The 24,232-nt window shown below is 71.4% G+C and carries 21 protein-coding genes and 3 tRNA genes; 11 read left to right on the top strand and 13 right to left on the bottom strand.

Features of this window, described 5'->3' with window-relative positions; all coding sequences use genetic code 11:
• Window positions 1–132: 132 nt before the first annotated feature.
• From J8M51_RS39870 to J8M51_RS39860, 3 genes are read left to right on the top strand one after another with little or no spacing between them, the layout of a single operon-like run.
• Complete coding sequence (locus tag J8M51_RS39870; protein ID WP_086757510.1) at window positions 133–1,596, top strand: replication initiator; 1,464 nt, start codon at window positions 133–135, stop codon at window positions 1,594–1,596.
• Entirely contained in the window at window positions 1,593–1,775 is a 183-nt protein-coding gene (locus J8M51_RS39865) for a helix-turn-helix domain-containing protein (RefSeq protein WP_037725985.1), read from the top strand. Before J8M51_RS39870 ends, J8M51_RS39865 begins: the two co-directional genes overlap by 4 nt.
• On the top strand, window positions 1,775–3,001 hold the full coding sequence (locus J8M51_RS39860; RefSeq protein ID WP_086757512.1) for a site-specific integrase: 1,227 nt from the start codon (window positions 1,775–1,777) through the stop codon (window positions 2,999–3,001). The genes J8M51_RS39865 and J8M51_RS39860 overlap by 1 nt, the downstream gene beginning before the upstream one ends.
• Window positions 3,002–3,063: 62 nt before the next feature.
• On the opposite strand, the gene J8M51_RS39855 is transcribed toward J8M51_RS39860, so the two are convergent.
• The 4 genes from J8M51_RS39855 to J8M51_RS39840 form a co-directional block, all read right to left on the bottom strand.
• A complete protein-coding gene (locus J8M51_RS39855; protein WP_179203188.1) occupies window positions 3,064–3,882 on the bottom strand; it encodes a PASTA domain-containing protein in 819 nt (272 codons plus the stop codon).
• A gap of 316 nt (window positions 3,883–4,198) precedes the next feature.
• A tRNA-Arg gene (locus tag J8M51_RS39850) sits at window positions 4,199–4,271 on the bottom strand.
• 199 nt (window positions 4,272–4,470) lie between these two features.
• Window positions 4,471–4,561 (bottom strand) — tRNA-Ser (locus tag J8M51_RS39845).
• A gap of 239 nt (window positions 4,562–4,800) precedes the next feature.
• Window positions 4,801–5,049 (bottom strand): hypothetical protein, encoded by a 249-nt coding sequence (locus J8M51_RS39840; RefSeq protein ID WP_256965178.1) that lies wholly within the window; start codon window positions 5,047–5,049, stop codon window positions 4,801–4,803.
• Here J8M51_RS39840 and J8M51_RS39835 point away from each other — a divergent pair.
• Complete coding sequence (locus J8M51_RS39835) at window positions 4,940–5,392, top strand: subtilase-type protease inhibitor (RefSeq protein WP_256965177.1); 453 nt, start codon at window positions 4,940–4,942, stop codon at window positions 5,390–5,392. The genes J8M51_RS39840 and J8M51_RS39835 overlap by 110 nt on opposite strands.
• Window positions 5,393–5,724: 332 nt before the next feature.
• A complete protein-coding gene (locus J8M51_RS39830) occupies window positions 5,725–10,635 on the top strand; it encodes a hybrid sensor histidine kinase/response regulator (RefSeq protein ID WP_267299922.1) in 4,911 nt (1,636 codons plus the stop codon).
• An 85-nt stretch (window positions 10,636–10,720) separates the two neighbouring features.
• Here J8M51_RS39830 and J8M51_RS39825 read toward each other — a convergent pair whose 3' ends face one another.
• A complete protein-coding gene (locus tag J8M51_RS39825) occupies window positions 10,721–12,379 on the bottom strand; it encodes a long-chain fatty acid--CoA ligase (protein WP_179203379.1) in 1,659 nt (552 codons plus the stop codon).
• A 265-nt stretch (window positions 12,380–12,644) separates the two neighbouring features.
• Window positions 12,645–13,211: a SigE family RNA polymerase sigma factor gene (locus J8M51_RS39820; protein ID WP_398857836.1), complete on the bottom strand. Its 567-nt coding sequence runs from the start codon at window positions 13,209–13,211 to the stop codon at window positions 12,645–12,647.
• 1 nt (window position 13,212) lies between these two features.
• On the opposite strand from J8M51_RS39820, the gene J8M51_RS39815 reads away from it, so the two are divergent.
• Entirely contained in the window at window positions 13,213–13,401 is a 189-nt protein-coding gene (locus tag J8M51_RS39815; RefSeq protein WP_086761346.1) for a hypothetical protein, read from the top strand.
• A 223-nt stretch (window positions 13,402–13,624) separates the two neighbouring features.
• Here the strand turns inward: J8M51_RS39815 and J8M51_RS39810 are convergent, their stop codons facing one another.
• The 4 genes from J8M51_RS39810 to J8M51_RS39795 all read right to left on the bottom strand — a co-directional run bounded on the left by J8M51_RS39810 (window position 13,625) and on the right by J8M51_RS39795 (window position 16,738).
• Window positions 13,625–14,791 (bottom strand): lipid-transfer protein, encoded by a 1,167-nt coding sequence (locus tag J8M51_RS39810; protein ID WP_086761347.1) that lies wholly within the window; start codon window positions 14,789–14,791, stop codon window positions 13,625–13,627.
• Window positions 14,788–15,195 (bottom strand): MaoC family dehydratase, encoded by a 408-nt coding sequence (locus tag J8M51_RS39805; RefSeq protein WP_086761349.1) that lies wholly within the window; start codon window positions 15,193–15,195, stop codon window positions 14,788–14,790. The genes J8M51_RS39810 and J8M51_RS39805 overlap by 4 nt, the downstream gene beginning before the upstream one ends.
• Window positions 15,192–16,202, bottom strand: a complete 1,011-nt coding sequence (locus J8M51_RS39800) for a bifunctional MaoC family dehydratase N-terminal/OB-fold nucleic acid binding domain-containing protein (protein ID WP_086761351.1) — start codon at window positions 16,200–16,202, stop codon at window positions 15,192–15,194. The genes J8M51_RS39805 and J8M51_RS39800 overlap by 4 nt, the downstream gene beginning before the upstream one ends.
• 230 nt (window positions 16,203–16,432) lie before the next feature.
• Window positions 16,433–16,738 (bottom strand): hypothetical protein, encoded by a 306-nt coding sequence (locus J8M51_RS39795; protein ID WP_086761353.1) that lies wholly within the window; start codon window positions 16,736–16,738, stop codon window positions 16,433–16,435.
• 354 nt (window positions 16,739–17,092) lie between these two features.
• Here J8M51_RS39795 and J8M51_RS39790 point away from each other — a divergent pair, with 354 nt between their 5' ends.
• Both J8M51_RS39790 and J8M51_RS39785 read left to right on the top strand, forming a co-directional pair.
• Entirely contained in the window at window positions 17,093–18,001 is a 909-nt protein-coding gene (locus tag J8M51_RS39790; protein ID WP_267299921.1) for a bifunctional DNA primase/polymerase, read from the top strand.
• Between the two features lie 160 nt (window positions 18,002–18,161).
• Window positions 18,162–18,524: a hypothetical protein gene (locus J8M51_RS39785; RefSeq protein ID WP_086765191.1), complete on the top strand. Its 363-nt coding sequence runs from the start codon at window positions 18,162–18,164 to the stop codon at window positions 18,522–18,524.
• A 35-nt stretch (window positions 18,525–18,559) separates the two neighbouring features.
• Here J8M51_RS39785 and J8M51_RS39780 read toward each other — a convergent pair whose 3' ends face one another.
• The 3 genes from J8M51_RS39780 to J8M51_RS39770 form a co-directional block, all read right to left on the bottom strand.
• Window positions 18,560–18,769, bottom strand: a complete 210-nt coding sequence (locus tag J8M51_RS39780; protein ID WP_086765194.1) for an antitoxin — start codon at window positions 18,767–18,769, stop codon at window positions 18,560–18,562.
• Window positions 18,770–18,897: 128 nt separating this feature from the next.
• Window positions 18,898–18,984: transfer RNA gene (locus J8M51_RS39775), tRNA-Ser, on the bottom strand.
• An 85-nt stretch (window positions 18,985–19,069) separates the two neighbouring features.
• A complete protein-coding gene (locus tag J8M51_RS39770; protein WP_267299920.1) occupies window positions 19,070–20,821 on the bottom strand; it encodes a S1C family serine protease in 1,752 nt (583 codons plus the stop codon).
• A 254-nt stretch (window positions 20,822–21,075) separates the two neighbouring features.
• On the opposite strand from J8M51_RS39770, the gene J8M51_RS39765 reads away from it, so the two are divergent.
• From J8M51_RS39765 to J8M51_RS39755, 3 genes are all read left to right on the top strand, one after another.
• Window positions 21,076–21,885: a glycerophosphodiester phosphodiesterase gene (locus tag J8M51_RS39765; protein WP_267299919.1), complete on the top strand. Its 810-nt coding sequence runs from the start codon at window positions 21,076–21,078 to the stop codon at window positions 21,883–21,885.
• A 372-nt stretch (window positions 21,886–22,257) separates the two neighbouring features.
• Window positions 22,258–22,800, top strand: a complete 543-nt coding sequence (locus J8M51_RS39760; RefSeq protein WP_308114333.1) for an ATP-binding protein — start codon at window positions 22,258–22,260, stop codon at window positions 22,798–22,800.
• Window positions 22,801–23,001: 201 nt separating this feature from the next.
• On the top strand, window positions 23,002–23,991 hold the full coding sequence (locus J8M51_RS39755; RefSeq protein ID WP_086764204.1) for a DUF5926 family protein: 990 nt from the start codon (window positions 23,002–23,004) through the stop codon (window positions 23,989–23,991).
• The last annotated feature ends 241 nt before the right edge of the window (window positions 23,992–24,232 follow it).

The following is a 24,232-nucleotide window of genomic DNA, read 5'->3' as shown; positions in this document are numbered from 1 at the left end:
CGCCGGCCTTCCCGGCACCAACCACCGCCCCTGGGCCCGACTCGCCATGCCTGCGGGCAGCAGCCCGAGCGCACTGAATCGCTGCTGCCCGCAGGTCCTCACCCTCGCGCCAGAAAGGACACCCCGCCACCCATGCGCCGCCCCCTCGACCTGCGCCACGTCATCAGCCCCGGCCTGCGGGACCTGGTCGAACTGGCCAACACCGACGACTTCGACCGCGTCACCGAACAGGTCCGCGACCTGCGCGGCTGCACCAGCCCCGTCAACCTCCACGGCTGGACAATCACCACCGACCAGACCACCAAGCAAGTCGTCCGCTCCTACCGCTCCGAGGACGAACCCTCCGGCCGCCTCCTCACCACCTGCGGCAACCGCCGCGCCTCCCGCTGCCCAGCCTGCTCCCGCCTCTACGCCGCCGACACCTACCACCTGATCAAGGCCGGACTCTCCGGCGGCAAGAACATCGCCGAAGCCGTCCGCGACCACCCCCGCGCCTTCGTCACCCTCACCGCCCCGTCCTTCGGCCCCGTCCACAACCGCCCCACGACCGACACGGGCAAGCCCCGCCCCTGCGCATGCGGCGAGAGCCACCTCCAGGACGCTCCCGAACTGGGCACCCCTCTCCGCCCGGCAAGCTACGACTACACCGGCGCCGTGTTGTGGAACGCGCACGCCGGGGCCCTGTGGGCACGCTTCACGACCTACCTACGCCGTGCCCTCGCCGAGCACCTCGGCATGACGCAGAAAGCACTCAACGCAGCTCTCCGCGTCTCCTTCGCCAAGGTCGCCGAGTACCAGCAACGCGGCCTGGTCCACTTCCACGCGGTCGTCCGCTTCGACGGTCCCGACGGCCACACCACCTCGCCCCCGGCCTGGGCCACCTTCGATGCCCTCCACGTCGCCGTCGGCCTGGCGGTCGAGCGTGCCCGGCTCACGGTCGAGTCGGACGCGGTCGGCGAACGCGTCATCCGGTGGGGCGACCGCTTCAAGGTGGACCAGATCTCCGCCCTGGGAGACGGCGAACTCACAGACGCCAAGGTCGCCGGATACGTCGCCAAGTACGCCACCAAGAACGCCGAGGGCGCGGGCACCGTGGACCGCACCCTCGTATGCCGCCCCTGCGCCGGACGCGGCTACGTACGCGGCCCCGACGGCTTTCGCGACCTGTGCGACGACTGCGACGGCACCGGCCAAGCCGAACCTCTCACCGATCTCCCCGTACGGCAGCACGCCCGGCAGATGATCCGCACCGCATGGGCGCTCGGCCACCTCCCCGAGTTCTCCGATCTCAAGCTCTGGAAGTGGGCTCACATGCTCGGCTTCCGCGGTCACTTCTCCAGCAAGTCACGCGCCTACTCGACCACCCTCGGCGCACTGCGCGACGTACGCCGTGCCTGGCGCACCGCTCAAGCCGAAGCCGCACGCATCCGCGCCGGCCTCCCCACCGACGACGAGAACACCACCCTTGTCACCGCCTCGTCGTGGACCTACCTCAGCAGCGGCTACCGCCCCGGCGAAGAACTCCTCGCCGCCCAGGTCCGCCATGACCTCGCCTGGAGCCAACAGCTCAAGCACGAAAGGGCTCTGCCTGCATGACGACCGCCGTGCTCACCGTGGACCAGGTCGCCGAGCGTCTCGGCATCAGCCGCTGGAAGGTCCACGACCTGATCCGCTCCCGCGAACTCGCCTCCTTCAAGATCGGCCGCTGCCGACGCATCAGCGCTACCGCCGTGGACGCCTACATATCCCTTCGCACCGAACAGGAAGCTGCCTGATGGCCCAGCCGAAGAAGAACGCCAACAACGAAGGCACCATCTACCTCCGCAAGGACGGCCGTTGGGAGGGCAGCGCGTACGTCCTCACGACAGACGGCACGTACAGGCGGCGCAGTGTCTACGGCAAGACCTGGGACGACGCCCACGAGAAGCTCACCAAGCTCAAGGCCAACTCCCTCAGCGGCCTCCCGTTCGCTACCAACAAGATGACCATCGCCGAGTACCTGACGTACTGGCTGACGAACGTCGCACAAAGCAAGGTCCGCAGGACGACCTACGTCAACTACGAGTCCCTCGTCCGCAACTACGTCACCCCGGAATTCGGTCGGAAGAAGCTGGTCCGGCTCACCGCTCGGGACATACGCGCCTTCTTGATGAAGACGGCGGCCACCTGCCAGTGCTGCGCCCAGGGCAAGGACAAGAAGCGTCCGGAAGACAAGCGGCGGTGCTGCGCCCTCGGCAAGTGCTGTAAGAAGCTCCCCTCAGACCGGACCGTGCGCTTCCTGCTGGTGATCCTTCGTGCCTCCCTCCAGCACGCCGTGCGCGAAGACGAGCTACCACGCAACGTGGCCCGGAACGTGGAACTAAGCATGGGCACGAAGCGCGAGATCGAACCGCTCACAGCCAAGGAAGGAGGTCAGCTACTCGCAGCTGCTCGCGACAACCGACTGTGGGCCGCGCACGAGCTGGCGGTCCGCATCGGTCTGCGGCGCGGCGAGCTGCTCGGGCTGCGGTGGTCGGACGTGGATCTCCTCAAAGGTGTCCTCACTGTCCGGCAGGCTCTACAGCGGGTCGGCGGCGAGCTGCTGATCGTCGCGCCGAAGACCCAGCGCTCGGCTCGCCGCGTGGCACTGCCCGCCGAGTGCGTGACGGCGCTCCGGGCTCAACGCGCGCAACAGATCGCCGACCGAAAGGCGGCGGGCAACAACTGGAAGGGAACGGGCCAGGGCCTCGTGTTCACCACCAGGAACGGAACACCCATCGAGCCGCGCAATCTGAACCGCTCCTTCGAAGCGCTGTCCATCCGGGCCGGCGTCCGTAAGGTCCGCTTCCACGACCTGCGCCACACCTGCGCGTCCCTCCTCCACGAGCAAGGAGCCGACGCCCGCATGATCATGGAAGTCCTCGGCCACAGCTCGATCCGAGTGACCATGGACATCTACACCTTCGTGCGCCTCGACTCCCAGCGCTTGGCATTCGACCGCGTCGGGGATGCGCTGAAATAGCAAGAACGCCCACTCCGCCATTGGGGCCCGCGCCAAGCGACATCGGCGCGGGCCTCTGCGCCTTACCGGCAGCCTCCGGGCGGACACGGGTTGTAGCAACCGCCGGGTGGGCATCCACCCTTGTCGCCAGGGTAGTAGTCCTTCTCACTGCTACCACCGCTACCGCTGCCGCCGCTGCTTCCGTCGTCCGCAGATGATCCGTCGTCGGGGTCGGCGTAATCGGGCTCGACGTAGTCCGGATCGTTCGTGGGGTCCTTGTAGAGCCCCTTCGATGACGGACACGCCTCGCCCTTCTCCACGGCGTGCAGGGTGACATCTGGTTCGTACGGCAGAGCGGTCCCGGCCTTGACGCTCTGGAAGCACACCTTCCAGTTCGCGTAGTCACCATCATCGTTGTTCGTGTCGTAGGCCGCCTCGTCCTCGTAGGCAGCCTTGATGTCCACGTCACCGACGGCATCCCGCAGCTTCTCCACTGCTTTGGCGTACGTGGCGCCCTTCACGTTCGGCATCTTCGGCCAGGGAATGCGTCGGCCGTCCTTCTTCGGGCACGGTGCCCCGTCCGGGACGGCAGCGAAGTCGACCTTGCTCAAGGTCGCCTTCTCGAAGCACACCGTCCAGTCCCCGCCTGGAGTCTCGTCCTGATTGCTGGCGTCATGGACGGCAACGCTCAACCCGCTCTGTCGTGCTCTCTCCGAGGCACTGTCGACGCTCTTCCCGACCTGGCTCCCGGGTCGGCCCGGTGTGGCCGTGACAGTGACCGTCGCACCCGGCGCCGCCGCCACGTCCTCACAGTCAGCGCCACAAGAGCTGAGTAGCAGCAGAAGCAGCACCACGGCCAAAACGCTTACGCCACCGAACCATCCCTTTTCGCCTCTGGTCATTGCCAATGCGGTGATACCCCCCTGGTGCCCATGATCGACCCCCGGGAATCCGACGGGGGTGCGGGACCGCCGTCCATCCGCGACATCCGCCAGAAGGACGGCGTGCGCACGTCGCATTCAGCAGCGGCCAGGGCATGACGATCCGCGCGTATCGGGTTCTATCGGAACGAGAGAGCTGATGGCAACAGATGAGACGAAAGCGGCGACCCTGAGCGGCTGTCCTGTCCCTGCGTGATCCACGGTTGCCGTCAAACACTGCCGTCAACGCAAAAGCCAGAGGCCCTGTGGATCACTCCACAGGGCCTCTGGTCTGCTGTGCACTCGGCAGGATTCGAACCTGCAACCTTCTGATCCGTAGTCAGATGCTCTATCCGTTAAGCTACGAGTGCTTGTTTTGTTTTCTGCCGGTCCTGGCCCTTTCGGCCCGCTCGCGGCGACAGGAAGAACATTACATGACTGCCGTCGCCATGTGAAATCCGTTTGCCGTACCCCTTGTGAGCTGCGAAAACGCCTTCTGGGGCGGCTTCGGGGCAAGGGTGGGAACGGCGAAGCCCCGGTCGGGTGGACCGGGGCTTCGGTGATCACGCGCGGAGGCGGAGGGATTTGAACCCTCGATGGGATTGAAGTCCCAAACCGCATTAGCAGTGCGGCGCCATAGACCGGACTAGGCGACGCCTCCAGCACAACCCCCCGCGCGAGCGCGAGTGGTGCGTGCAGATGATGACACAGCCGAGTGGGCTGTCACCAATCGCCTCCCACGGTACTAGGCGGAGAGGCCGCAGGGCAAAGCCGTATGGCACGTCGGGAGCGGTTCGGCCGCAGTTCGGGAGTGGTCGCGGACGGGGCGGGCCCGGGCGGGCCGGTGCCGCAACCGTGGGGCGGGCGTGGCGTTACTCAGGTCATGAGTCAGGTCATGAGTCAGGTCACGTCGCCCAGCCCTTCCGTCTCCTCGGCCCCGTCTTCGTCATCCTCTTCCTCCACGGTTTCCTCCACGCCTCCCTCGCCGTCGCCTTCCCCCTCGGCTCCGCCCGGTCGCCGCTCCGCCGCCCTCGGTCGGCTGTTCCTCGGTGCCGCCGCCTCACTCGCCGCGGCCGCGGCCGGCACGCTCGCGCCGGAGGCGCCGGAGGCGTACGCCGCCGATGCGATGTCACCGGTCACGCTGCCCATGCCCGCTGCCGGCCCCGGCGACCGGCTGTCCGTCACGGTGCGGGGAGTGGGCGGTGGCGCGGACGGGACCTTCGAACTGCGCTGCCACCCCGGGGGCGGCACCCACCCGGCCGTGCGGGACGCCTGCGGGCGGCTCGACCGGCGCACCGTCTGGGGGACCGACCCGTTCGCCCCGGTCGAGTCCGGCAGCGTGTGCACGATGCAGTACGGCGGTCCGGCCACCGCGCATGTCACCGGGACCTGGGCCGGCCGCCGGGTCGACGCCCGCTTCGACCGCGGCGACGGCTGCGAGATCGCCCGCTGGGACGCGATGGTCCCCGTACTGCCGGACACCGGCGCCTGAGAAGGAAGGGGAGGCAGAGGGAGAGGCAGAGGAAGGAGAGGGGAGGGAATCCGGCCACCCGGGCGGCGGGGCGGACCGGCCTCTCCACAGCCGTGCACAGCCCGTACATTTGTGCCGCCGACCGGGCCCTCCGGCAAAACGCACGGTCACGGCATCCGCGTTCGTGCGGTCACGGCATCTCCGTACGTTCGGTGTGCGACCTCCCTCTCATCCGGCGTCGCGAGCGCAACCTCTGCCCGTAGACTCCCTCGCGTGACACGTTGCGGGCCGGTTGGCAAGATGGCCGAAGGCCCAGCGGTCGGCAAGGTGCGGTAACAGGGAGGAAGCGTCTCGTGAGCAGCAGGCCATCCCGAGGCGCTGCTCGCCTCGCAGCCATACTGGACGCGCTGCCCGACGCGTTGGTGCTGGTCAACGCCAACGGGACCGTCGTCAACGCCAACACGATCGCGCTGGAGGCCTTCGAGGCCCCCGGGACCGCGCTGGTCGGACGCGGCCTGCTGGATCTGCTGCCCGAGTTCGACTCGCGGCTCATCCCGGGCTCCATGCGGCGGCCCGACACCATGGACCCGACCGGGCGGACCAAGCCGACCCGGATGACCGCCCGCCGGACCGACGGCAGCGAGTTCCCGGTCGAGGTCACAAGCGCGAATCTGGAGAACGGCCAGCAGGCGTACGACGGTTACGGCTACGCCAACGATGAGCTGCTCATGCTGGTCGTACGGGATCTTTCGGGCACCGTCGACACCGAGGCCGAACTCGCGCGTTCGCAACGGCAGACCGAGATGATCCTGCGGGCCGCGTCCGAGGGCGTGGTCGGGACGGACACGGACGGACGGATCGTCCTCGTCAATCCGGCCGCCGCGCAGATACTGGGCTACCGGGCCAGTGACCTCGGCGGACGCGAGCTGCACACGCTCGTGCTGCACTCCCGCGAGGACGGCGCCCCCTTCCCGTACGGCGAGTCGCCGCTCGCGGACACCCTGAAGTCCGGGCGCAAGCACCGGGTGCGCGGGCAGGTGCTGTGGGCGAAGAACGGCGAGAAGGTGTCGGTCGATCTGACGACCGCGCCGGTGCGTGACGGGGATCAGCTCGTCGGCGCCGTGATGACGTTCACCGACCGGCGGCCGTACGACAAGCTCTCCGAGGAGAAGGACGCCGAGGCCGAGACGCACGCGGAGGAGCTGGAGCGGCTCGCCAAGGAGCACGCGGAGGAACTCGCGGGCGTACGCGAGGAGCACGCCGCCGAGCTGGCCGAGCTGAGCGAGCAGCACGCCGAAGAACTCGCCGCCGGGGACGAGCGGTACGCGGCCCTCGGTGAGCGGGAGAAGGACCGGTACGAGGCGCTGGCCGCGCGGCACGATCAGCTGCTCGCGGTGCTGGGCACCTCGCTGCGCGGCCCGCTCGACCAACTCCGCGGTGAACTGGGCACGCTCGCCGCCGACGACGCCGGGCAGCTGTGGCCCGAGGCCAACCAGGTGCTGCACCACCTGACCGCCGGGTACTCACGGATCACCACCCTCATCGACAACGTCCTCGGCTATCAGCGGATCGACGCGGGCGAGGACGGTCTCGTACGGACGGCCGTCATGCTCGACGCGGTCGTGGCGGCCGGTGTCGACGGGGCCGTGGAGCTGGTCGGACCGGGGCGGGTGCAGTTCGCCGTGCACGCGCCGCCCATCGAGGCCGAGGTGGACCAGGTGCGGCTGGCGACCGCGCTCGCGCACCTCATCGCGGATGTCGCCGGAGTCGACGCGACGGGCAACGCGCCCCTGTCCGCCGGCGGCTACATGGACAACACCGTCGTCGTGGCCGCCGCGCAGCGCGGTGAGGTCGTCCGGATCGAGGTCCGCGGACCGTACGCCGGGGGAGACCCGGTGCACCAACCGATCGTCCAGGGGATCGTCCGGGCGCACGGTGGTGTGCTCCAGACGGTCGAGGTGCCGGGAATGAGCGGCAGCGCGTATGTGCTGGAGGTGCCGCTGGGCGGTGGCGCCGGGGCCGTGCCCGCGCAGGCGCTGCCCCCCGCGGTGGTCGCCGAGGCCGGCGCCGGGACCGTGGCCACCGGTGCCGAGGTCGCCCTTCCCGAGCAGGCCCCCGCCGGTGGCGGGCGGCGCCGGGCGCGGCGGTCGTCGGTGGACGCGTTCCTGGAGAGCGAGGACGCGCCCGAGGCCCAGGAGATCGAGGCCGCCGCCCCGACCGGGCGGCGCCGACGCAGGGCGGAGGAGGCCGCGGTCGCGGCCGACGCGGCCCACGGGATGCAGCCGGCCGGCGCCGGTGAGGGGCCCGTGCCCGGGCAGGGCGGCGAGGCCGAGGGTGCCATGGGGACCGGGCGGCGCCGTGGGCTGGTCGCCTCGGCCGAGGGCGCCGGGGAGTCCGTGGCCGCCGAGGGGGCGGTCGTGATGGCCGCCGAACACGCCGCGGGTGCCGCCGCGACCGCCAACGGACTGGGCGGGACGGTGCCGCCGCAGGGTGTGCCCGCGCCCAGCGGGCGGCGCGCGCGCCGGGAGCCCGCCGCACAGAACGCCTTGCCGCCGGCACTGCCCGCGGGGCCGGGGCCGGTCGCCGAGGCCACCGCCGCCGATGCCGGCTCCGGCTCCGGCGAGGCGTCCGGCGCACAGCAGCCCACCGGGCGCCGTCGTCGCGCGCTCACCGGCCCGGAGGAGCGCCCCGCAGCGCCCGAGCCCGGCGCGCGAGCCGTCTTCGCGCTGCCGCCGGCCGAGGCCGACCGGGGCCCCGAGTACGCACAGGCCGCCGCGCTGGGCCCGGTTCCGCTGCCCGCGGGACCGGGTGCGCCGGGCGCGCCCATGCCGATGCCGCCGGCCGCCGGACCCGGTCCCGTGCAGGGCGGGGAGGGATACGACGGTGAGGGCGCCCCGGCCGCCGGTGTCGACGACGGTCGCCATGACTCCGCCGCGCACCACCCGGGCGACGACCACACCCCGCCGCAGCCGCACCCGGTGCCCACCCCGACCGGCCGCCGCCGGGCGGTACGACAGTCCGCTCAGCAGCCGGGTGACGGCGTCGTCACGATGGCACCCGCGCAGGGGATGCCGGCCCAGGCCGCGCCCGCTCAGGGGATCCCCCCGCAGGGCGGGCCGGGGCAGCCGGTGCCTCCGCAGGGCTCGGCGGTGGCGACCGCGCAGCCCGTGTCCGCCCAGGGTGCCCCGGGCGGCCCGCAGCAGGTGGCCGCCCAGGCCGTCGGCACCGCTCCCGGACAGCCCGTCCCGGCCGGGGTCGCCGCCGCGCAGGCCTCCCCTCCCCAGGAGGGCGCCCGGGCAGCCGCCGTTCAGGCCCTCCCCGGGCAGGCGGCTCCCGGACAGCCCGCCGTCGGACAGCCCGGACAGCCCGGGCAGTCGGTCCAGCCCGGACAGCCCGTCATCGCTCAGGGCGCCGTCCCGCCGCAGGGCGTCCCCGGTGGCCAGCAGGTGCCTCCACAGGGCGGCCCCCTCGGCCATTCCGTCGTCGTGCCGGGAACACCGGGACTGCCGGGAGTGCCGGGAGTGCCGGGAGTCCAGGCTGTACAAGGCGTGCAGGCCTCACAGGGCGTCCAGGCCGGGCAGGGCGTCCAAGGCGCCCAGCAGCCCGCCCCCGCCCAGCCGGCTTCCGCTCAGGCTTCCGCTCAGGCCGAGACCCCCGGGGCGTCCCAGCCGCAGCCCCAGTCCTGGCCCGACCCCCGCCAGGCGACCTCCGGCGCGGGCATCCCCGTAACCGCTCCGCAGGCGCCGCTGCCGCCGCAGTCCACCCCCTCCTCGGGCACCCCCCTGCCGCCGGAGGTCGCCGTGCAGCAGCAGCCGCGCGCCGCACAGCCGTTGCCCGCCGAAGCCGCGGCCCCGGCGCAGGTTCAAGCACAGACCCTGGCGCAGGCACAGGCCACGCCGAAAGCGCGGGCCGCCGCGCCCGCCTCCCCCGCCCCCGTGGACCCCAACTCCACCCACGGGCGGGCCATCAGCGTCCGGACGCTCGGTCAGGGCGTCCCCTTCTCCCGCCAGGGCAGTCCCCAGGCGCAGGCCCAAGCGCAGGTGCAGGCACAGGCGGGCGCCCAGGCCCAGCCCCAGACCGGAGCCACACCCGCCCCGAACCAGCCGGGTGGCTCCGGCAGGCGCCGCAAGCTCGGGACGCCGCCCCAGGCGACCGGCGACCGCCCCGAGACGGCCGCACGCCCCCACCCCCAGTCCACCCTGACCAACGGCAGCGGCCTCCGGCTCGCCACCGGACAGACCCCGCCCCCCGCCCAGGCCTCGGGCAAGCCCCAGCAGGCGGGCGCCCAGGCGCCGCAGCCCTCGCCGACGGGCCAGGCCCCGCTGCCGGCGCAGCCCTCGCTCGCCGGACAGGTCCCGCTCCCGCCGCAGCCGTCCCTCGCGGGGCAGTCCCGGCTGACCGGCCGTACGGAGGGCGCCGGGCGGTCGTACGCCATAGGGGCACCCGACGAGAACGCGGACGAAGGTCCCGAGCCGCTCGACGGTCCCGGTGGCGCGGTGGAGGTCCCCGACCGGCCGCATCCGCAGCCGATGGACGACGAGTTGCCGCCCGAGCCGCTGGACAACCCGCGCCGGCTGCTGGTGTGGCCCGCGCCGGACGTGACGACCCACCAGGCGCTGAGCGAGCGCGGCTACCGGCCCGTCATCGTGAACTCCCGCGAGGACGTGGACGCCCAGATCGCCGCCTACCCGGCCGCCCTGTTCGTCGACCCGCTGACCGGGCCCATCACCCGCACGGCGCTCCAGTCGCTGCGCCAGGCCGCCGTGGCCGCCGAGGTCCCCGTCCTCGTGACGGCGGGGCTCGGCCAGGCGACGCGTGAGGCGGCCTACGGTGCCGATCCGGCGATCCTGCTGAAGGCGCTCGCACCGCGCGACTCCGAGCAGCACCCGCCGCGCGTCCTGCTCATCGAGGAGCACGCGGAGATCGCGCTCGCCCTGACCGCGACGCTGGAACGGCGTGGCATGCAGGTCGCGCGGGCCGCGTCGGACGCGGACGCCGTGACGCTGGCCGCGCAGATGCGGCCCAACCTCGTGGTGATGGATCTGCTCCAGGTGCACCGCCGCCAGGCCGGAATCATCGACTGGCTGCGCACGAACGGCCAGTTGAACCGCACCCCGCTCGTCGTCTACACCGCCGCCGTCGACCAGTCCGAACTGCCGCGTCTGGCCTCGGGGGAGACGGTCCTGTTCCTCGCGGAGCGCTCGACGAGCCCCGAGGTACAGACCCGGATCGTGGACCTGCTGGCACGAGTCGGCACGAACTGATTCCCCAACACATGGATACAGCACATGGATAAGGGGCGATGTTTCACGTGAAACATCGCCCCACCCTCGCGTACCGCGACGCGTCCTAGATCTGTGTCACGTCCAACGAGCCCTCCGCGTACTGCCGTCGCAGCACCTTCTTGTCGAACTTGCCCACGCTCGTCTTCGGCACCGACTCGATGATCGTCCAGCGCTCGGGGAGCTGCCACTTCGCGATGTGGCCGTCTTCGGCGAGGAAGGTGCGGAGGGTGGTGAAGTCGGCGGTGGAGCCCTCCTTCAACACGACGGTGGCGAGCGGGCGTTCGCCCCACTTCTCGTCCGGCACGGCGACTACGGCGGCCTCGGCGACATCCGGGTGGGCCATGAGGGCGTTCTCCAGCTCGACCGAGGAGATCCACTCGCCGCCGGACTTGATGACGTCCTTGGCGCGGTCGGTGAGGGTGAGGTAGCCGTCGGGGCTGATCGTGCCGACGTCGCCCGTCTTCAGCCAGCCGTCCTCGCTGAACTTGTCGTCGGGGCGGACGGGTTCGGCGCCTTGGCCGCCGAAGTACGCGCCCGCGATCCAGGGGCCGCGGACCTCCAGCTCACCGGCGGACTCGCCGTCCCAGGGGAGGCGTTCGCCACCGGGGCCGGTGAGACGGGCCTCGACGGAGGCGGGGAAGCGGCCCTGGGTGAGGCGGTAGGCCAGCTCCTCCTCCGAACCCGCCTCGACATGGGCGGGCGGCCGGGCGATCGTGCCGAGCGGAGAGGTCTCCGTCATGCCCCAGGCGTGGCAGACGTGCATACCCAGCTTGTCGAAGGCCTCCATGAGGGCCGGCGGGCAGGCCGAGCCGCCGATGGTGACCTGGGTGAGCGAGGCGACCTCGCGCGGGCGGGCGGTCAGCTCCGCGAGCAGGCCCTGCCAGATGGTGGGCACGGCGGCGGCGTGCGACGGCTTCAGCGTCTCGATCATCTCGGCGAGCGGGCCGGGCTGCAGGAACCGGTCCGGCATCAGCATGTTGACGCCGGTCATGAAGGTCGCGTGCGGCAGCCCCCAGGCGTTCACATGGAACTGCGGGACGACGACGAGCGAGAGGTCGGCGTCCGTCAGGCCCATGGACTGGGCCATGTTGACCTGCATGGAGTGCAGATAGATCGAGCGGTGGGAGTAGACGACGCCCTTGGGGTCGCCGGTGGTGCCGGAGGTGTAACACATGGCCGCGGCGGAGCGCTCGTCCAGCTCGGGCCAGTCGTAGGTGGTCGGCTTGCCGGCGATCAGGTCCTCGTACTCGTGCACCTGGACGCCGGCTCCGGCGAGCAGCGAGCGGTCTCCGGGCCCGGCGACGACGACGTGCTCCACCGGCTTGAGGTGCGGGAGGAGCGGCGCGAGGAGGGGCAGCAGCGAGCCGTTGGCGATGATCACACGGTCGGCGGCGTGGTTGACGATCCAGGCGAGCTGCTCGGGGGGCAGCCGCAGATTGAGGGTGTGGAGGACGGCCCCCATGGAGGGGATCGCGAAGTACGCCTCCACATGCTCCGAGTTGTTCCACATGAGCGTGGCGACGCGCTCGTCGCCGTCGACGCCGAGGTCCTCGCGCAGGGCGTGGGCCAACTGCGCGGCGCGGGCGCCGATCTCGGCGTAGGAGCGGCGCTCGGGCTCGCCCTCGCCGGTCCAAGTGATCACCTGCGACGTCCCGTGGATGCTCGACCCATGGGTCAGGATCCTGGAGATCAACAGCGGTACGTCCTGCATGGTGCTCAGCACGGCGTCCTCCCGGGGCGGCTCTGCCTACGCGGTGGTAACGGTTGCGCTGATTCTGCTCACATACCGATCGGTATGTCACTAGGGGGCAGGATGATCGATCAGAGCGGGTCACCCGGCGGGCCGGTGGGCGGGAGCGGCACGAGGGGCCAACGAACGGGCCGCCGCACGGGTTCCACGGGACCCCGTCGGCCTTTCGGCGCACGGAAGTTCCGGGGACCTCGGCAACCGGTCGCGGCGCACGGAGTCCACGGACCCCGGTGACCGCTCAGCGCACGGGTGCCAGCTCCGGGTCCTCGCGCAGCTTGCCCAGCGCGCGCGACACCGCCGACTTCACCGTGCCCACCGAGACACCGAGCACCTCGGCCGTCTGCACCTCGCTGAGGTCCTCGTAGTACCTGAGGACGACCATCGCCCGCTGCCGCGCCGGCAGCTTCATGATCGCCCGCCACATCGCGTCGTGCAGCGCCTGCTGCTCGGCCGGGTCGGCTGCCTGGACGCCCTCGGGCTCCGGCAGCTCCTCGCACGCGAACTCGTCCACCTTGCGCTTGCGCCACTGGGAGGTCCGCGTGTTCAGCAGCGCCCGGCGCACATAGCCGTCGAGGGCCCGGTGGTCCTCGATCCGCTCCCACGCGACATACGTCTTGGCCAGCGCCGTCTGCAGCAGGTCCTCGGCGTCGCACGGGTTCGCCGTCAGCGACCGGGCGGTCCGCAGCAGCACCGGCTGGCGGGCCTTCACGTACGCCGAGAACGACGGGTACGAGGGATACGACGCGTGCGCGTGCGACGGGTGCGAGAGGGTCGACAGGTTCGGCAAGTTCGGCAGGCTCGACACGGTGGAGCCACTCGCCGCGGTCGACACGCTCGCCACCGCCGACCGGGCCGAAGCCGGCCGGGTCGCGGTGGGGCGGGCCGAAGCGGAGCGGGTCGCGGTGGGGTGGGCCGAGGCCGACAGGGTCCGCGGCACTGGTGCAGCGGCCTTCGAAGCGCTGGTGCAGACGGGTGTGGTCATGGCTCCACGCTAGGAGCGGGCCTCGCCCGGCGGATCGGCCGCAGGTCCCGAAGCCGAATCCCCCTCAGGTTGTAGGAGTGGGGCAGACCTCACCTACTGGAGGTGGATGAACGGACCCCGGGTACTGAGGGTGTACCCCTGAGAAACACCTGCCAGGGTTGTACGGCACGGATCACACCGGCCCCGCCGGTCCCCAGGGTGCCCGAAGTTCCTCCCGGCCGCCACACCCGGACCGCTCACCCGTCCGCCCCCAGCACCAACCCCGAGGTCGGCACGCCCGTCCCCGCGGTGACGAGGACCCGTCCGGCGCCGGGCACCTGGTTCACGGAGGTGCCCCGCAGCTGCCGTACCGCCTCCGCGACGCCGTTCATCCCGTGCAGATACGCCTCGCCGAGCTGCCCGCCGTGGGTGTTGAGCGGCAGCCGCTCCTCCGCGACGAAACCGGCCGCCTCGCCGGGCCCGCAGAACCCGAACTCCTCCAGCTGCATCAGCACGAACGGGGTGAAGTGGTCGTAGAGGATGCCCACGTCGAAGTCGCCGGGGCCGAGCCCCGAGGTGCGCCGGAGCCGGCGGGCGACGACGCCCATCTCCGGCAGGCCGGTGAGATCGCTGTCGTAGAAGCCGGTCATCTGCTGCTGCGCCCGGCCCGCGCCCTGGGCGGCGGCCACGACCACGGCGGGCGGCCTCGGCAGATCCCGGGCGCGCTCCACCGAGGTCACGACGAGCGCCTGGCCGCCGTCCGTCTCCTGGCAGCAGTCCAGCAGCCGCAGCGGTTCGACGATCCAGCGCGAGGCCGCGTGCTCGTCGAGGGTGAGGGGGCGGCCGTGGAAGTAGGCCGCCGGGTTCGTCGCCGCGTGCTTGCGGTCGACCACGGCGACATGACCGAACACCTCGGGGGTCAGCCCGTACGCGTACAGATAGCGCTGCGCCACCATCGCCACCCAGGAGGCGGGCGTGAGCAGCCCGAAGGGCAGCGTCCAGCCGAGCGCCACTCCCTCCGCCGACGGCTCACGGTGGCGTACGCCGGAGCCGAACCGCCGCCCCGAGCGCTCGTTGAACGCGCGGTAGCAGACCACGACCTCCGCCACGCCCGTCGCGACCGCGAGCGCCGCCTGCTGCACGGTCGCGCAGGCGGCGCCACCGCCGTAGTGGACACGGGAGAAGAAGGACAGCTCACCGATGCCCGCGGCCTGCGCGACCGTGATCTCGGGGCTGGTGTCCATCGTGAACGTCACCATCCCGTCCACGTCCGCCGGCGCCAGCCCCGCGTCGTCGAGCGCCGCCCGCACCGCCTCCACGGCCAGCCGCAGCTCACTGCGCCCCGAGTCCTTGGAGAAGTCGGTCGCGCCGATCCCGACGATCGCGGCCCGCCCGCCGAGCCGGTCCCTGGTCCGTACGCTCACTCCGCCACCCCCAGGGTCACGGTCACCGTGCCGGTGACATGTCTGCCGATGCCGTTCTCGCCGATGACCTTGACCGTGGCCGTACCGCCGCCTTCGATCCCCTCGACCGCCACGACGGTGCCGGTCAACACCATCGTGTCGCCCGGGTAGTTGGGCGCGCCCAGCCTGATCGCCACGCCGCGGAGCACGGCGGCGGGTCCGAAGTGGTCGGTGACATACCGCCCGACCAGCCCGTTCGTCGTCAGGATGTTCATGAACACGTCCGGAGACCCGCGTCGCCGCGCGAGCTCCGGATCGTGGTGCACGTCCTGGTAGTCGCGCGAGGCGATCGCCCCAGCGACGACGAGCGTGCGCGTGATCTCGATCTCCAGCGACGGCAGCACCTGCCCGGCCTCGACCCTCATTCCGCCCCCACCCCTTCCCCCGTCACCCGGAACAGCGGAAGCTCCAGTTCCTCGTCGCAGCGCGCGAATTCGAGCTGTACGGGCATCCCGATCCGCACCTTGTCGTACGGCACCCCGATCACGTTGCTGACCATCCGCACCCCCTCCGCCAGCTCGATCAGCCCGACGGCGTACGGCGGATCGAAGGCCGGGAAGGGCGGGTGGTGCATGACGACGTACGAGTACACGACCCCCTCGCCGGACGCCTCGACCGTGTCCCAGTCGGGCGATCCGCACGCGTTGCAGCCCGGCAGCCAGGGGAGGCGGAGCGTGGCGCAGCCGGCGCAGCGCTGGATGAGGAGCCGGTGGCGCGAGACACCCTCCCAGAAGCCGGAGTTGTCGCGATTGACGACGGGACGGGGGCGGCGGGGCCGTTCGGGCGCCTCGGTCGTCTCTGTCGTCTCGGGCTGTTCCCGGGACGCCGGCCTGCCCGATGCGCGCGTCGCCCCGGCTCCCGCCCCGGTTCCCGGTCCGGTCGTCGGCCCGGCCGCCGGGGCGTACTTGAGGATCCGGAAGCGATGGGTGCCGACGAGTTCGTCGCCCACCCGCACGTCCGTCCGAGTCGTGACGAAGTGGCCGGCCCCCAGCCTGGTGGTCTTCCGCTCCGACACCGATTCGACGACGGAATCGAACGCGATCTCGTCCCCCGGCCGCAGCGCCCGCAGATACTCCTGCTCGCAGTCGGTGGCGACGACGGAGGTGTACCCGGCGCCGTCGAGCAGCGCGAGAAGTTCGTCGTACGCCGGAGCGCGGGTCTCGTGCCCGCTCAGCCCGCCCATCGTCCACACCTGGAGCATGGTGGGCGGGGCGACGGCGTCCGGCCCGGTGTACGCGGGGTTGGTGTCCCCCAGGGCCTCGCACCAGTGCCTGATCATGGGCGAGTTGACGGGATCCTTGCCTCGGCCGCCGAGGACGGCCGCGCGCCCCTCGTAGGCCTTGAGCCGTACGGACAACAGGTCCTCGACCATCGCCGCAGCCCCCTCCGGTCCGAACAATCTGACTGTCCGTCAGATTGAAGGAACCGACGCCGCAACTGTCAAGACCGCGAAAACGCCTGTGCGGCGGTGCCGAAGCACCGCCGCACAGGCGTGTCACACCCCACAGACGTGTCCCACACGTCCCGCGTGCGAGGGCCGGGCCTTCAGGCCCGGGGCGACCTCATCCATGCGCCCCGGGCCTCCGCCCGCCCCCGGAGGGGTCACCAGAGGTTGGTGAAGCTGACGACGGCGTTCTTCTGGTCGATGGCCGTGTAGCCGGAGCCGTTGACCTGGGCGGTGTTGTTCTGGTTCGAGGCGCCCGAGCCGTTCGCCTGCTGCTGCGAGGTCGACGAGTTTCCGTTGTTGTCGTGGCCGACACCGCTGCCGACGATGTTCGCCACGCCGGCGTTCGATCCGTTGTCCGCGAACGAGCCGTTGTCGGCCGTCGCCACGCCGGTGAACAGGGCGGCGGCGAGCGGGAGCGCCGAGACGGCGGCGAGAACGCGGGCGGTACGGATGCTTGCCATGTGCATTTCCTCCAGGGACTTTCACACAAGTACGGGTTGCCCCGGGGCAGTTGGCCGACCGCCTCGGTGCGGGTCTTCGACGTCGCGAATCAAGAGTTGCCCACCGAATCCCCGGCGAACCACCCCGGAAGGCCCCATTCCCCCTGAAGCGTGATGACAAGTCGATAAACCCCCTTGGATCAAGGAACTCCCAGCTCAGCCCGGACGAAGGTCCCGCACGACAGCAAGATTAAGCAGGACAAGGGGCGAAGCGTTCCGGCACATTTCCGGCCAACCTGCGAACAGGCCCTCGACGGCCGAAAGCACACCCCGAACCCTCTTCCCTTTATCGAACATGAGTACGAACATAAAGTCATGGCCACCATCGACCGGCAGACCGGCACCCTGGCCCTGGCACATGCCCTCTCCGCCGCCGAGCGCGGACTGGCGGTGATCCCCCTGTCCCGCGCGAAACTCCCGGCCCTGCGATCCCCCCACCGCGACGATCCGACCCCGCCCCCCTGCCACGGCGAATGCGGCCGCTTCGGCCACGGCGTGTACGACGCCTCCACCGACCCCCACCGCGTCCGCGAACTCTTCGCCGCCGCCCCCTGGGCCACCGGCTACGGCATCGCCTGTGGCGTCCACCCCCACCACCTCATCGGCGTCGACCTCGACACGAAATCCGGTACGGACTCCTCGGCCGCCCTGCGCGAACTGGCGCTGCGGCACCTGTTCACGATCCCCGAGACGGTCGTCGTGCTGACCCCCAGCGGTGGGCGCCACCTCTGGCTCACCGGCCCGCCCGACGTCGTCGTCCCCAACTCCGCGAGCCGCCTCGCCCCCGGCATCGACATCCGCGGCGCCGGCGGCTACCTCGTCGGCCCCGGCTCCCGCACCGACCACGGCGTCTACGGCACGGCCCCCGGTACGGCCCACCTGCCCCCGGCCCCCTGCCCACCGACCCTGCTCCACCTCCTGCTGCCCCCGCCCCGCACGGGCGCCGCCTCCGGCACGACCGGCGGAGGCCCACCCGACAACCACGGCCCCAGCCACGGCCACGGCCTGATCCACTTCGTCCTGACCGCCCAAGCAGGCCAGCGCAACACCCGCCTCTTCTGGGCCGCTTGCCGCGCCTACGAGAACGGCCTCGGCCCCGACCTCACCGACGCACTGCTCGAAGCCGCCGTACGCACCGGCCTCACGGAACGCGAGGCACGGTCGACGATCGCCTCGGCGGCACGGATGTCGGGGCGCGGGCGTGGACGCGGACAAGAACGATGAGTCGAGGCACCCCGCCGTCCTGCCCCCGTCGCACGGACGACCGGTGCCGGGTTTCCGGACGCCGGTCGTTGGAAGAACAGAACTGGAACCTGGAACCGGGGAAGCCGGGAAGCCGGGAAGCACTGAACCGGACGAACTGAACCACTCCGGAGGGGGCGCGTTGGACAAGGAACTGCGACAGGAGTTACTGGCCGAGGTCCACGTGGAGCGGGACCGTTTGCTCCCGCTCCGCGCGGAGGCGACCGAGACCACCATCGAACTGATGCGGACGAGCACGGGCCACGTCACGGAACCCGATCTCGTCCCCTACCTGAACCTGGCCTATCTCCTGACGGTCAGGCGCGCCTACGGAGACGACCAACTCCTCGCCTTCGCACTCTCCTTGGCGAACTGGGCGGTGGCCGCGATCGACGAGGTAGCGAAGACCACCGGCCGCACGGCGGAACAGGTCATCGACCGGTACGAGACGGAGATCATCGCGGCACGGGAGTCGGCCGAGGCCGACGGGGACGGCCTGGACTGACCGACCCCGCCGGCCGCGCCGTCAGCGCCACACCCCTACCGGGGCGGGTCCTCGCGGCCGGTGTCGCCCTGCCCCGTCTGCTCCGAGCCCATCTGCTGCCTGAGCCGCTCCTGCGCCGAGTCGACCTGCCCGCTGTACTTGCCCTGCGTCCGCCCGTCGACATAGTCCCCGGCCTTGTCGATCCCCTGCCCGGCCTGGCTCTCGTGACCCTTCAGCATCTGCTTGAGCTTGTCCATCATGGACATAACGGCTCCTTCCGCCGTCGACACCGTCCCCACCAGAATCCGCGCCCCACCCCCACCCCGCATCTCGTAGCCCCCGCCAACACCACGGCCCCTGACCGTCATACCTGGTCAGGGGCCGTTTCACAGTGCGGTGGGTGTGGGATTTGAACCCACGGTGACATCGCTGCCACGACGGTTTTCAAGACCGTTCCCTTAGGCCGCTCGGGCAACCCACCCCGCGCGATCACAGTCGTGGTCGCGCGGGGACAAGACTAGCCGGTCAGCGGGGGCGGGCGTGGGCCGGATGGGGGCGGGGTGGGGTCAGCTGTCGCCCTCGCGTTCGCCGAGGGTGACGTCCGCGGTCTGGGTCTTGCCGTCGCGGGTGTAGGTGAGGGTGACCTTGTCGCCGGGGAGGTGGGTCCAGATCTCGCCGATGAGGGTGGGGCCGCTGTCGATGACGTGGTCGTCGAGCTTGGTGATGACGTCGCCGGGCTTGAGGCCGGCCTTGGCGGCGGGGCCGCCCGCGGTGATGGAGTCCGCGCCGCCCTCACCCGAGTCCGTGATCTTCGCCCCGCCCGTGCCCTCCTCCAGGGAGACCGAGGCACCGATCACCGGGTACACCGGCTTGCCCGTCCTGATCAGCTGCTGGGCCACGTTCTTGGCCTGGTTGATCGGGATGGCGAAGCCGAGGCCGATGGAGCCCGCCTGGCCGGAGCCGAAGCTGCCGTTGCTGGCGGACTGGATCGCCGAGTTGATGCCGATGACATTGCCGCGGGCGTCGAGGAGCGGGCCGCCGGAGTTGCCGGGGTTGATCGACGCGTCGGTCTGCAGGGCGCTCATGTAGGAGGCCTTGCTGCCCGACGAACCGTCGCTGGAGGCCACCGGACGGTTCTTGGCGCTGATGATGCCCGTCGTGACCGTGTTGGAGAGGCCGAAGGGCGCGCCGATCGCGATGGTCGAGTCGCCCACCGCGACCTTGTCGGAGTCGCCGAGCGTCAGCGGCTGGAGGTTCGAGGGGGCGTTCTTCAGCTTGATGACCGCCACGTCGTAGCCCTGCGCGTGCCCGACGACCTCGGCGTCGTACTTCTTGCCGTCCGGGAAGGTCGCCGACACCTTGCCGCCGTCGACGGCCTCCGCCACCACGTGGTTGTTGGTGACGATGTGGCCTTCCTTGTCGAACACGAAGCCGGTGCCAGTGCCGCCCTCGCCGTCGCTGCCGGACGCCTCGATGGTGACCGTGCTCGGCAGCGCCGAGGAGGCCACGGCGGCGACCGTGCCGGCCGCGCGCTTGACGTCGCCGCCGTTCTGGGAGGCGGACACGGTCGTGGAACCGCCGGAGTCGTTGCGGTCGGCCAGCGTGTAGCCGATGCCGCCGCCGACCCCGCCCGCGACCAGCGCGGCCACCAGGATCGCGGCGACCAGACCGCCCCGCCTGCCGCCCGCCGGCTTGGGGGCGGGCTGCTGGGTCTGCTGCCACGAGGAGCCCCAGCCGCCGTCACCGGAACCGCCGGGGCCACCGGTGCCGCCGGTCCCACCGGCCGCGCCGCCGTCCGCGTACGCACCGCCGCCGTGGTCCGCGTACGACGGCACGGCGGGCGGGGCGGGAGGCGGCCAGGCGGCGTCGGGCGCGGAGGACCCGCCCGCACCGGGCGCCTGTCCATAGCCACCGCCGTATCCATGCCCCTGACCCTGCACCTGGCCCTGGCCCGGCGCCGCCGCGTATCCGGGCGCCCCGGCGGACACCAGCTCCGGATGCGGCTGGTGCACCGGCTGCTGAGCCGTCGGCGGCTCCACCTGCGGCACCCGCGGCTGCACGGCGGTCGCGTCCTGCACGGCGGTCGCGTCCTGCGGGGCCGTCGCGTCCTGCGGGGCCGTCGGCGGGACGGGCGGGAGCTGGGTCGTCGGCGCGTTGTCGGCGGTGGTCGCGGCGGGGGTCGCCGGGGCGGTGGGCTCCGCCGGTGCCGCGCTCGGCTCGTGCGCCGGGGCCGGCGCGGAGGCAGCGGGAGTTTCCACCGGCACGGGAGGTGCGGACGGGGCCGGGGGTACCGCGGTGCCCTCGTTCTCGGTGCTCACAGCTTTTCTCCTCGGTCCACGGCTTCACCTTGTCGGCGGTCGACTGTTCTTGGTCGCACAGCAGACTGTGCGCGAGTTTTCTGTGTGGTCAGCTTTTCCCACGAGCCGTCAGGGCACCATAAGCGGTGACTGTGGGTCCGGGACCATCCTTTATATAGGATCTATCGGACTATTGACGCGTACTGTGCGTACGAACCCGGTCGTCCACGGTCACTGCCCCCACGCGTACCCCGTCACGGTGGCACCATGACGCGGTGACCCACGCACGACAGCTCCCGATTCAGGTCGTCGCCCACCGAGGAGCCTCCGAGGCGGCCCCCGAACACACCCTGGCCGCGTACAAGAAGGCGATCGAGGACGGCGCGGACGCGCTCGAATGCGACGTCCGGCTGACGGCCGACGGCCACCTGGTCTGTGTCCACGACCGCCGCGTCAACCGTACGTCGAACGGCCGGGGCGCGGTCTCCGCCCTGGAGCTGGCCGATCTGGCCGCCCTGGATTTCGGCTCCTGGAAGAACGGCGACGAGGCCCCCGACTGGGAGGTCACCCCCGAGGACCGGGCGGACACCTCCGTGCTCACCCTTGAACGTCTGCTCGAACTCGTGGCCGATGCCGGACGCCGGGTGGAGCTGGCCATCGAGACCAAGCACCCCACCCGCTGGGCGGGCCAGGTCGAGGAACGGCTGCTGGTCCTGCTGAAGCGGTTCGGCCTGGACGCCCCGGAGCAGGCCGCCGAGTCGCCGGTGCGGATCATGAGCTTCTCGGCGCGCTCGCTGCACCGCGTCCGCGCCGCGTCCCCGACCCTGCCGACGGTCTATCTGATGCAGTTCGTCTCACCCCGGCTGCGGGACGGGCGGCTGCCGAACGGTGTCCGGATCGCGGGCCCCTCGATCCGGATCGTGCGCAGCCACCCCGCGTACATCGAGCGCCTGAAGAGCGCCGGGCACCAGGTGCACGTGTGGACCGTGAACCAGCCCGAGGACGTCGACCTCTGTGTCGAACTGGGCGTCGACGCCATCATCACCAACCGCCCGCGCGAGGTCCTCCGGCAACTCGGCCGCTGACGGCGCCCCTCGTCCCGAGCACACGGTCCCGGACAACTTCCAACAGCCCGATTCCGACAGCTTCCAACACGTCACCCCGGGACAGTTCCGAACACGCCTCTGTTCACACCTGCTACCACCCCGCGGGCCCCCGTGAGTGCCGTCACACGCTCCTTGACGGAGGTAAGAATTCCGCCAAGACGGCCGGTCCACACTCGGGGACAAGTCGGCATATCAGGGACGAAATTCGGCCAGTCGACTACGGGGAGTGCACCGGCGCGTTCGGTCGGTATTCGATCGCGGCGAGTGCGTCAGAGCACGTGTTCCGGCCGGTTTCCAGTCCAGTCCAATGGGGCATTCACACCGTGGCGTGGGGCGAAGGAGGTCTCGGGGGTGGCGTTGGTGGTGGCACAGGAGGTGCCCACGTCGTCGAGCATGGCCGTACCCCATGGCCCTGCGGGCGTGGGGGAAGCGAGGCACCGGATGCGCGATCAGTTGCGCGACGGTGGTGTGGCGGAATCGGTCATCGACGACGCCCTACTGATCCTTTCCGAACTACTCAGCAATGCCTGCAAACACGGCAGACCGCTCGGCGAGGCCTTCGCCGGTGACGGCGATGTGCGCTGCTCCTGGCGCATGGACCCCTCGGGGCGGCTCACCGTCGAGGTGACGGACGGCGGTGGTCCCACCCGCCCGGTTCCGTCCACGCCCTCGGTCACCGCACACGGCGGCCGCGGGCTGAACATCGTGACGGCACTGGCCGACGACTGGGGCGTGCGCGACGACGCCCGGGGCGAGGTCACGGTGTGGGTCGTCGTCCAGGACGACGTCTACCGCGCCCACCGCCGGGACGACTTCGCGACCCGCGTCGTCGCCCCCGCGGTCTCCACCGTTCCCGACCTGGACTTCGCGGACGCGTTCGAGGACATGGACTGATCCACCGGGCAGGACGAGGCGGATGCCCACCGGGCGGCAATCACACGTGAACCCGCCGGACAGGGCCGGGCGGGCACATCCTGGCCCGATCCACCGGTTCCGGGACGACTCGGTGCGTTGTCCACAGGGTCCCGTCGGGCGTCGTACGAGCGGCTAGGCTCGCGCGAGTACGAGACGAGCCGTGATCGGGAGACACCCACGATGGCCAAGAAGCGACCCCAGACCAAGGCCAAGCGCCCGCAGAGCACCGGCGGAGCCGGCGCCGTCGGCACCGATGGGCAGGTTCCGGTTGTCGGCGCGCGCGAACAGTGCCCCTGCGGCAGCGGCCGGCGCTACAAGGCCTGTCACGGCCGGGCCGCCGCACAGGCGGTGACCGAGCTGGTGCAGCGCCCGTTCGAAGGCCTGCCGGGCGAGGGCGACTGGATCGCGCTGCGCGAGCTGGTGCCCGCCGCCACCGTCGAGCTGAAGCTGAAGGACGCGCTCCCCGAGGGCGTCCCGTCGGTGACGCTCGCCACCGTCCTGCCCATGGCCTGGCCCGCGCTGCGCCGCGACGACGGCTCGGTCCTGCTGGGCCTGCAGAACGACACGTCGTCCGGCGACATCAGCCGCGACCTCGCCGACACCCTCCAGCGGGCGCTCGTCGCCGAGCCGGGCACTCCGGTTCAGGGCCGGCGCGCCCCGGCCGAGGGTCCGCGTCTGCAGGACCTGCTCGACCCCGAAGGTGAGTTCGAGCCAGTTGTGCACACGGGCTTCGAGTTCTGGATCCCGGACACGGAGAACGCGACTCCGGAGGTGACCGCCTCCCTGGAGCGGGCCAACTCCGCGGCGATCCCGACTGTGAAGCTCGCGGGCGTCGACGCCGCTTACTGGTGCGAGACCCCCGAGAAGAACCATTTGCGATGGGTTATGCCGCACGCCGAGGAGCGGCTTCTGGACGCTCTCGCACGGCTGCACGCGGCGGGGCGGTCCAGCCTCGGCGAGGGCACCCGTCTGGTGGGTTCCTTCCGTGCTCACGGCCTCACCGTGCCGGTCTGGGACCTCCCCAGCGGCGTCGGCGCGGACGACATCGAGAAGCCCGCGGCGGAGTTCGCCGAGCGGCTCGCCACCGCCCTGGCCGACGAGTCCCCGCTGACCCCGGACGAGCGCCGGGCGCGCGGCGGACTGACCAACCGGCAGGTCACGCTCAGCTGACACCCAGTCGCCGGGCCGACCCTGCGGCCGGCCCGGCGAGTGCGTGGGAAGTGTGGTGACTCCTGTCACAACTCCCCTACGTGACAGGCAAATTCGTGTCCGAATAGCCAAGACCGAATTTGCGAAGCGCCGATCTCTTGTTACGGTTCCATCAGCCCGGTTGCTGGTGCATCCCCCGTCGCCAGCAACCGGGTTTTTTTCATGCCCGGATCCGGAACGGCTTCGCTGTACGGAACCCGGC

The sequence above is a fragment of the Streptomyces griseiscabiei genome, assembly GCF_020010925.1.
GTDB lineage: Bacteria > Actinomycetota > Actinomycetes > Streptomycetales > Streptomycetaceae > Streptomyces > Streptomyces griseiscabiei.
This window is presented reverse-complemented; position numbering and strand designations above follow the sequence as displayed.

Bases quoted from the DNA above. Each gene is read 5' to 3' on its own strand.
- J8M51_RS39780 (WP_086765194.1), bottom strand. From the start codon at position 18,769: ATGTCCATGATGGACAAGCTCAAGCAGATGCTGAAGGGTCACGAGAGC.
- J8M51_RS39755 (WP_086764204.1), top strand. From the start codon at position 23,002: ATGGCCAAGAAGCGACCCCAGACCAAGGCCAAGCGCCCGCAGAGCACC.
- J8M51_RS39790 (WP_267299921.1), top strand. From the start codon at position 17,093: ATGGCCACCATCGACCGGCAGACCGGCACCCTGGCCCTGGCACATGCC.
- J8M51_RS39800 (WP_086761351.1), bottom strand. From the start codon at position 16,202: ATGGTCGAGGACCTGTTGTCCGTACGGCTCAAGGCCTACGAGGGGCGC.
- J8M51_RS39855 (WP_179203188.1), bottom strand. From the start codon at position 3,882: ATGACCAGAGGCGAAAAGGGATGGTTCGGTGGCGTAAGCGTTTTGGCC.
- J8M51_RS39870 (WP_086757510.1), top strand. From the start codon at position 133: ATGCGCCGCCCCCTCGACCTGCGCCACGTCATCAGCCCCGGCCTGCGG.
- J8M51_RS39860 (WP_086757512.1), top strand. From the start codon at position 1,775: ATGGCCCAGCCGAAGAAGAACGCCAACAACGAAGGCACCATCTACCTC.
- J8M51_RS39795 (WP_086761353.1), bottom strand. From the start codon at position 16,738: ATGGCAAGCATCCGTACCGCCCGCGTTCTCGCCGCCGTCTCGGCGCTC.
- J8M51_RS39840 (WP_256965178.1), bottom strand. From the start codon at position 5,049: ATGGGCAGCGTGACCGGTGACATCGCATCGGCGGCGTACGCCTCCGGC.
- J8M51_RS39805 (WP_086761349.1), bottom strand. From the start codon at position 15,195: ATGAGGGTCGAGGCCGGGCAGGTGCTGCCGTCGCTGGAGATCGAGATC.
- J8M51_RS39865 (WP_037725985.1), top strand. From the start codon at position 1,593: ATGACGACCGCCGTGCTCACCGTGGACCAGGTCGCCGAGCGTCTCGGC.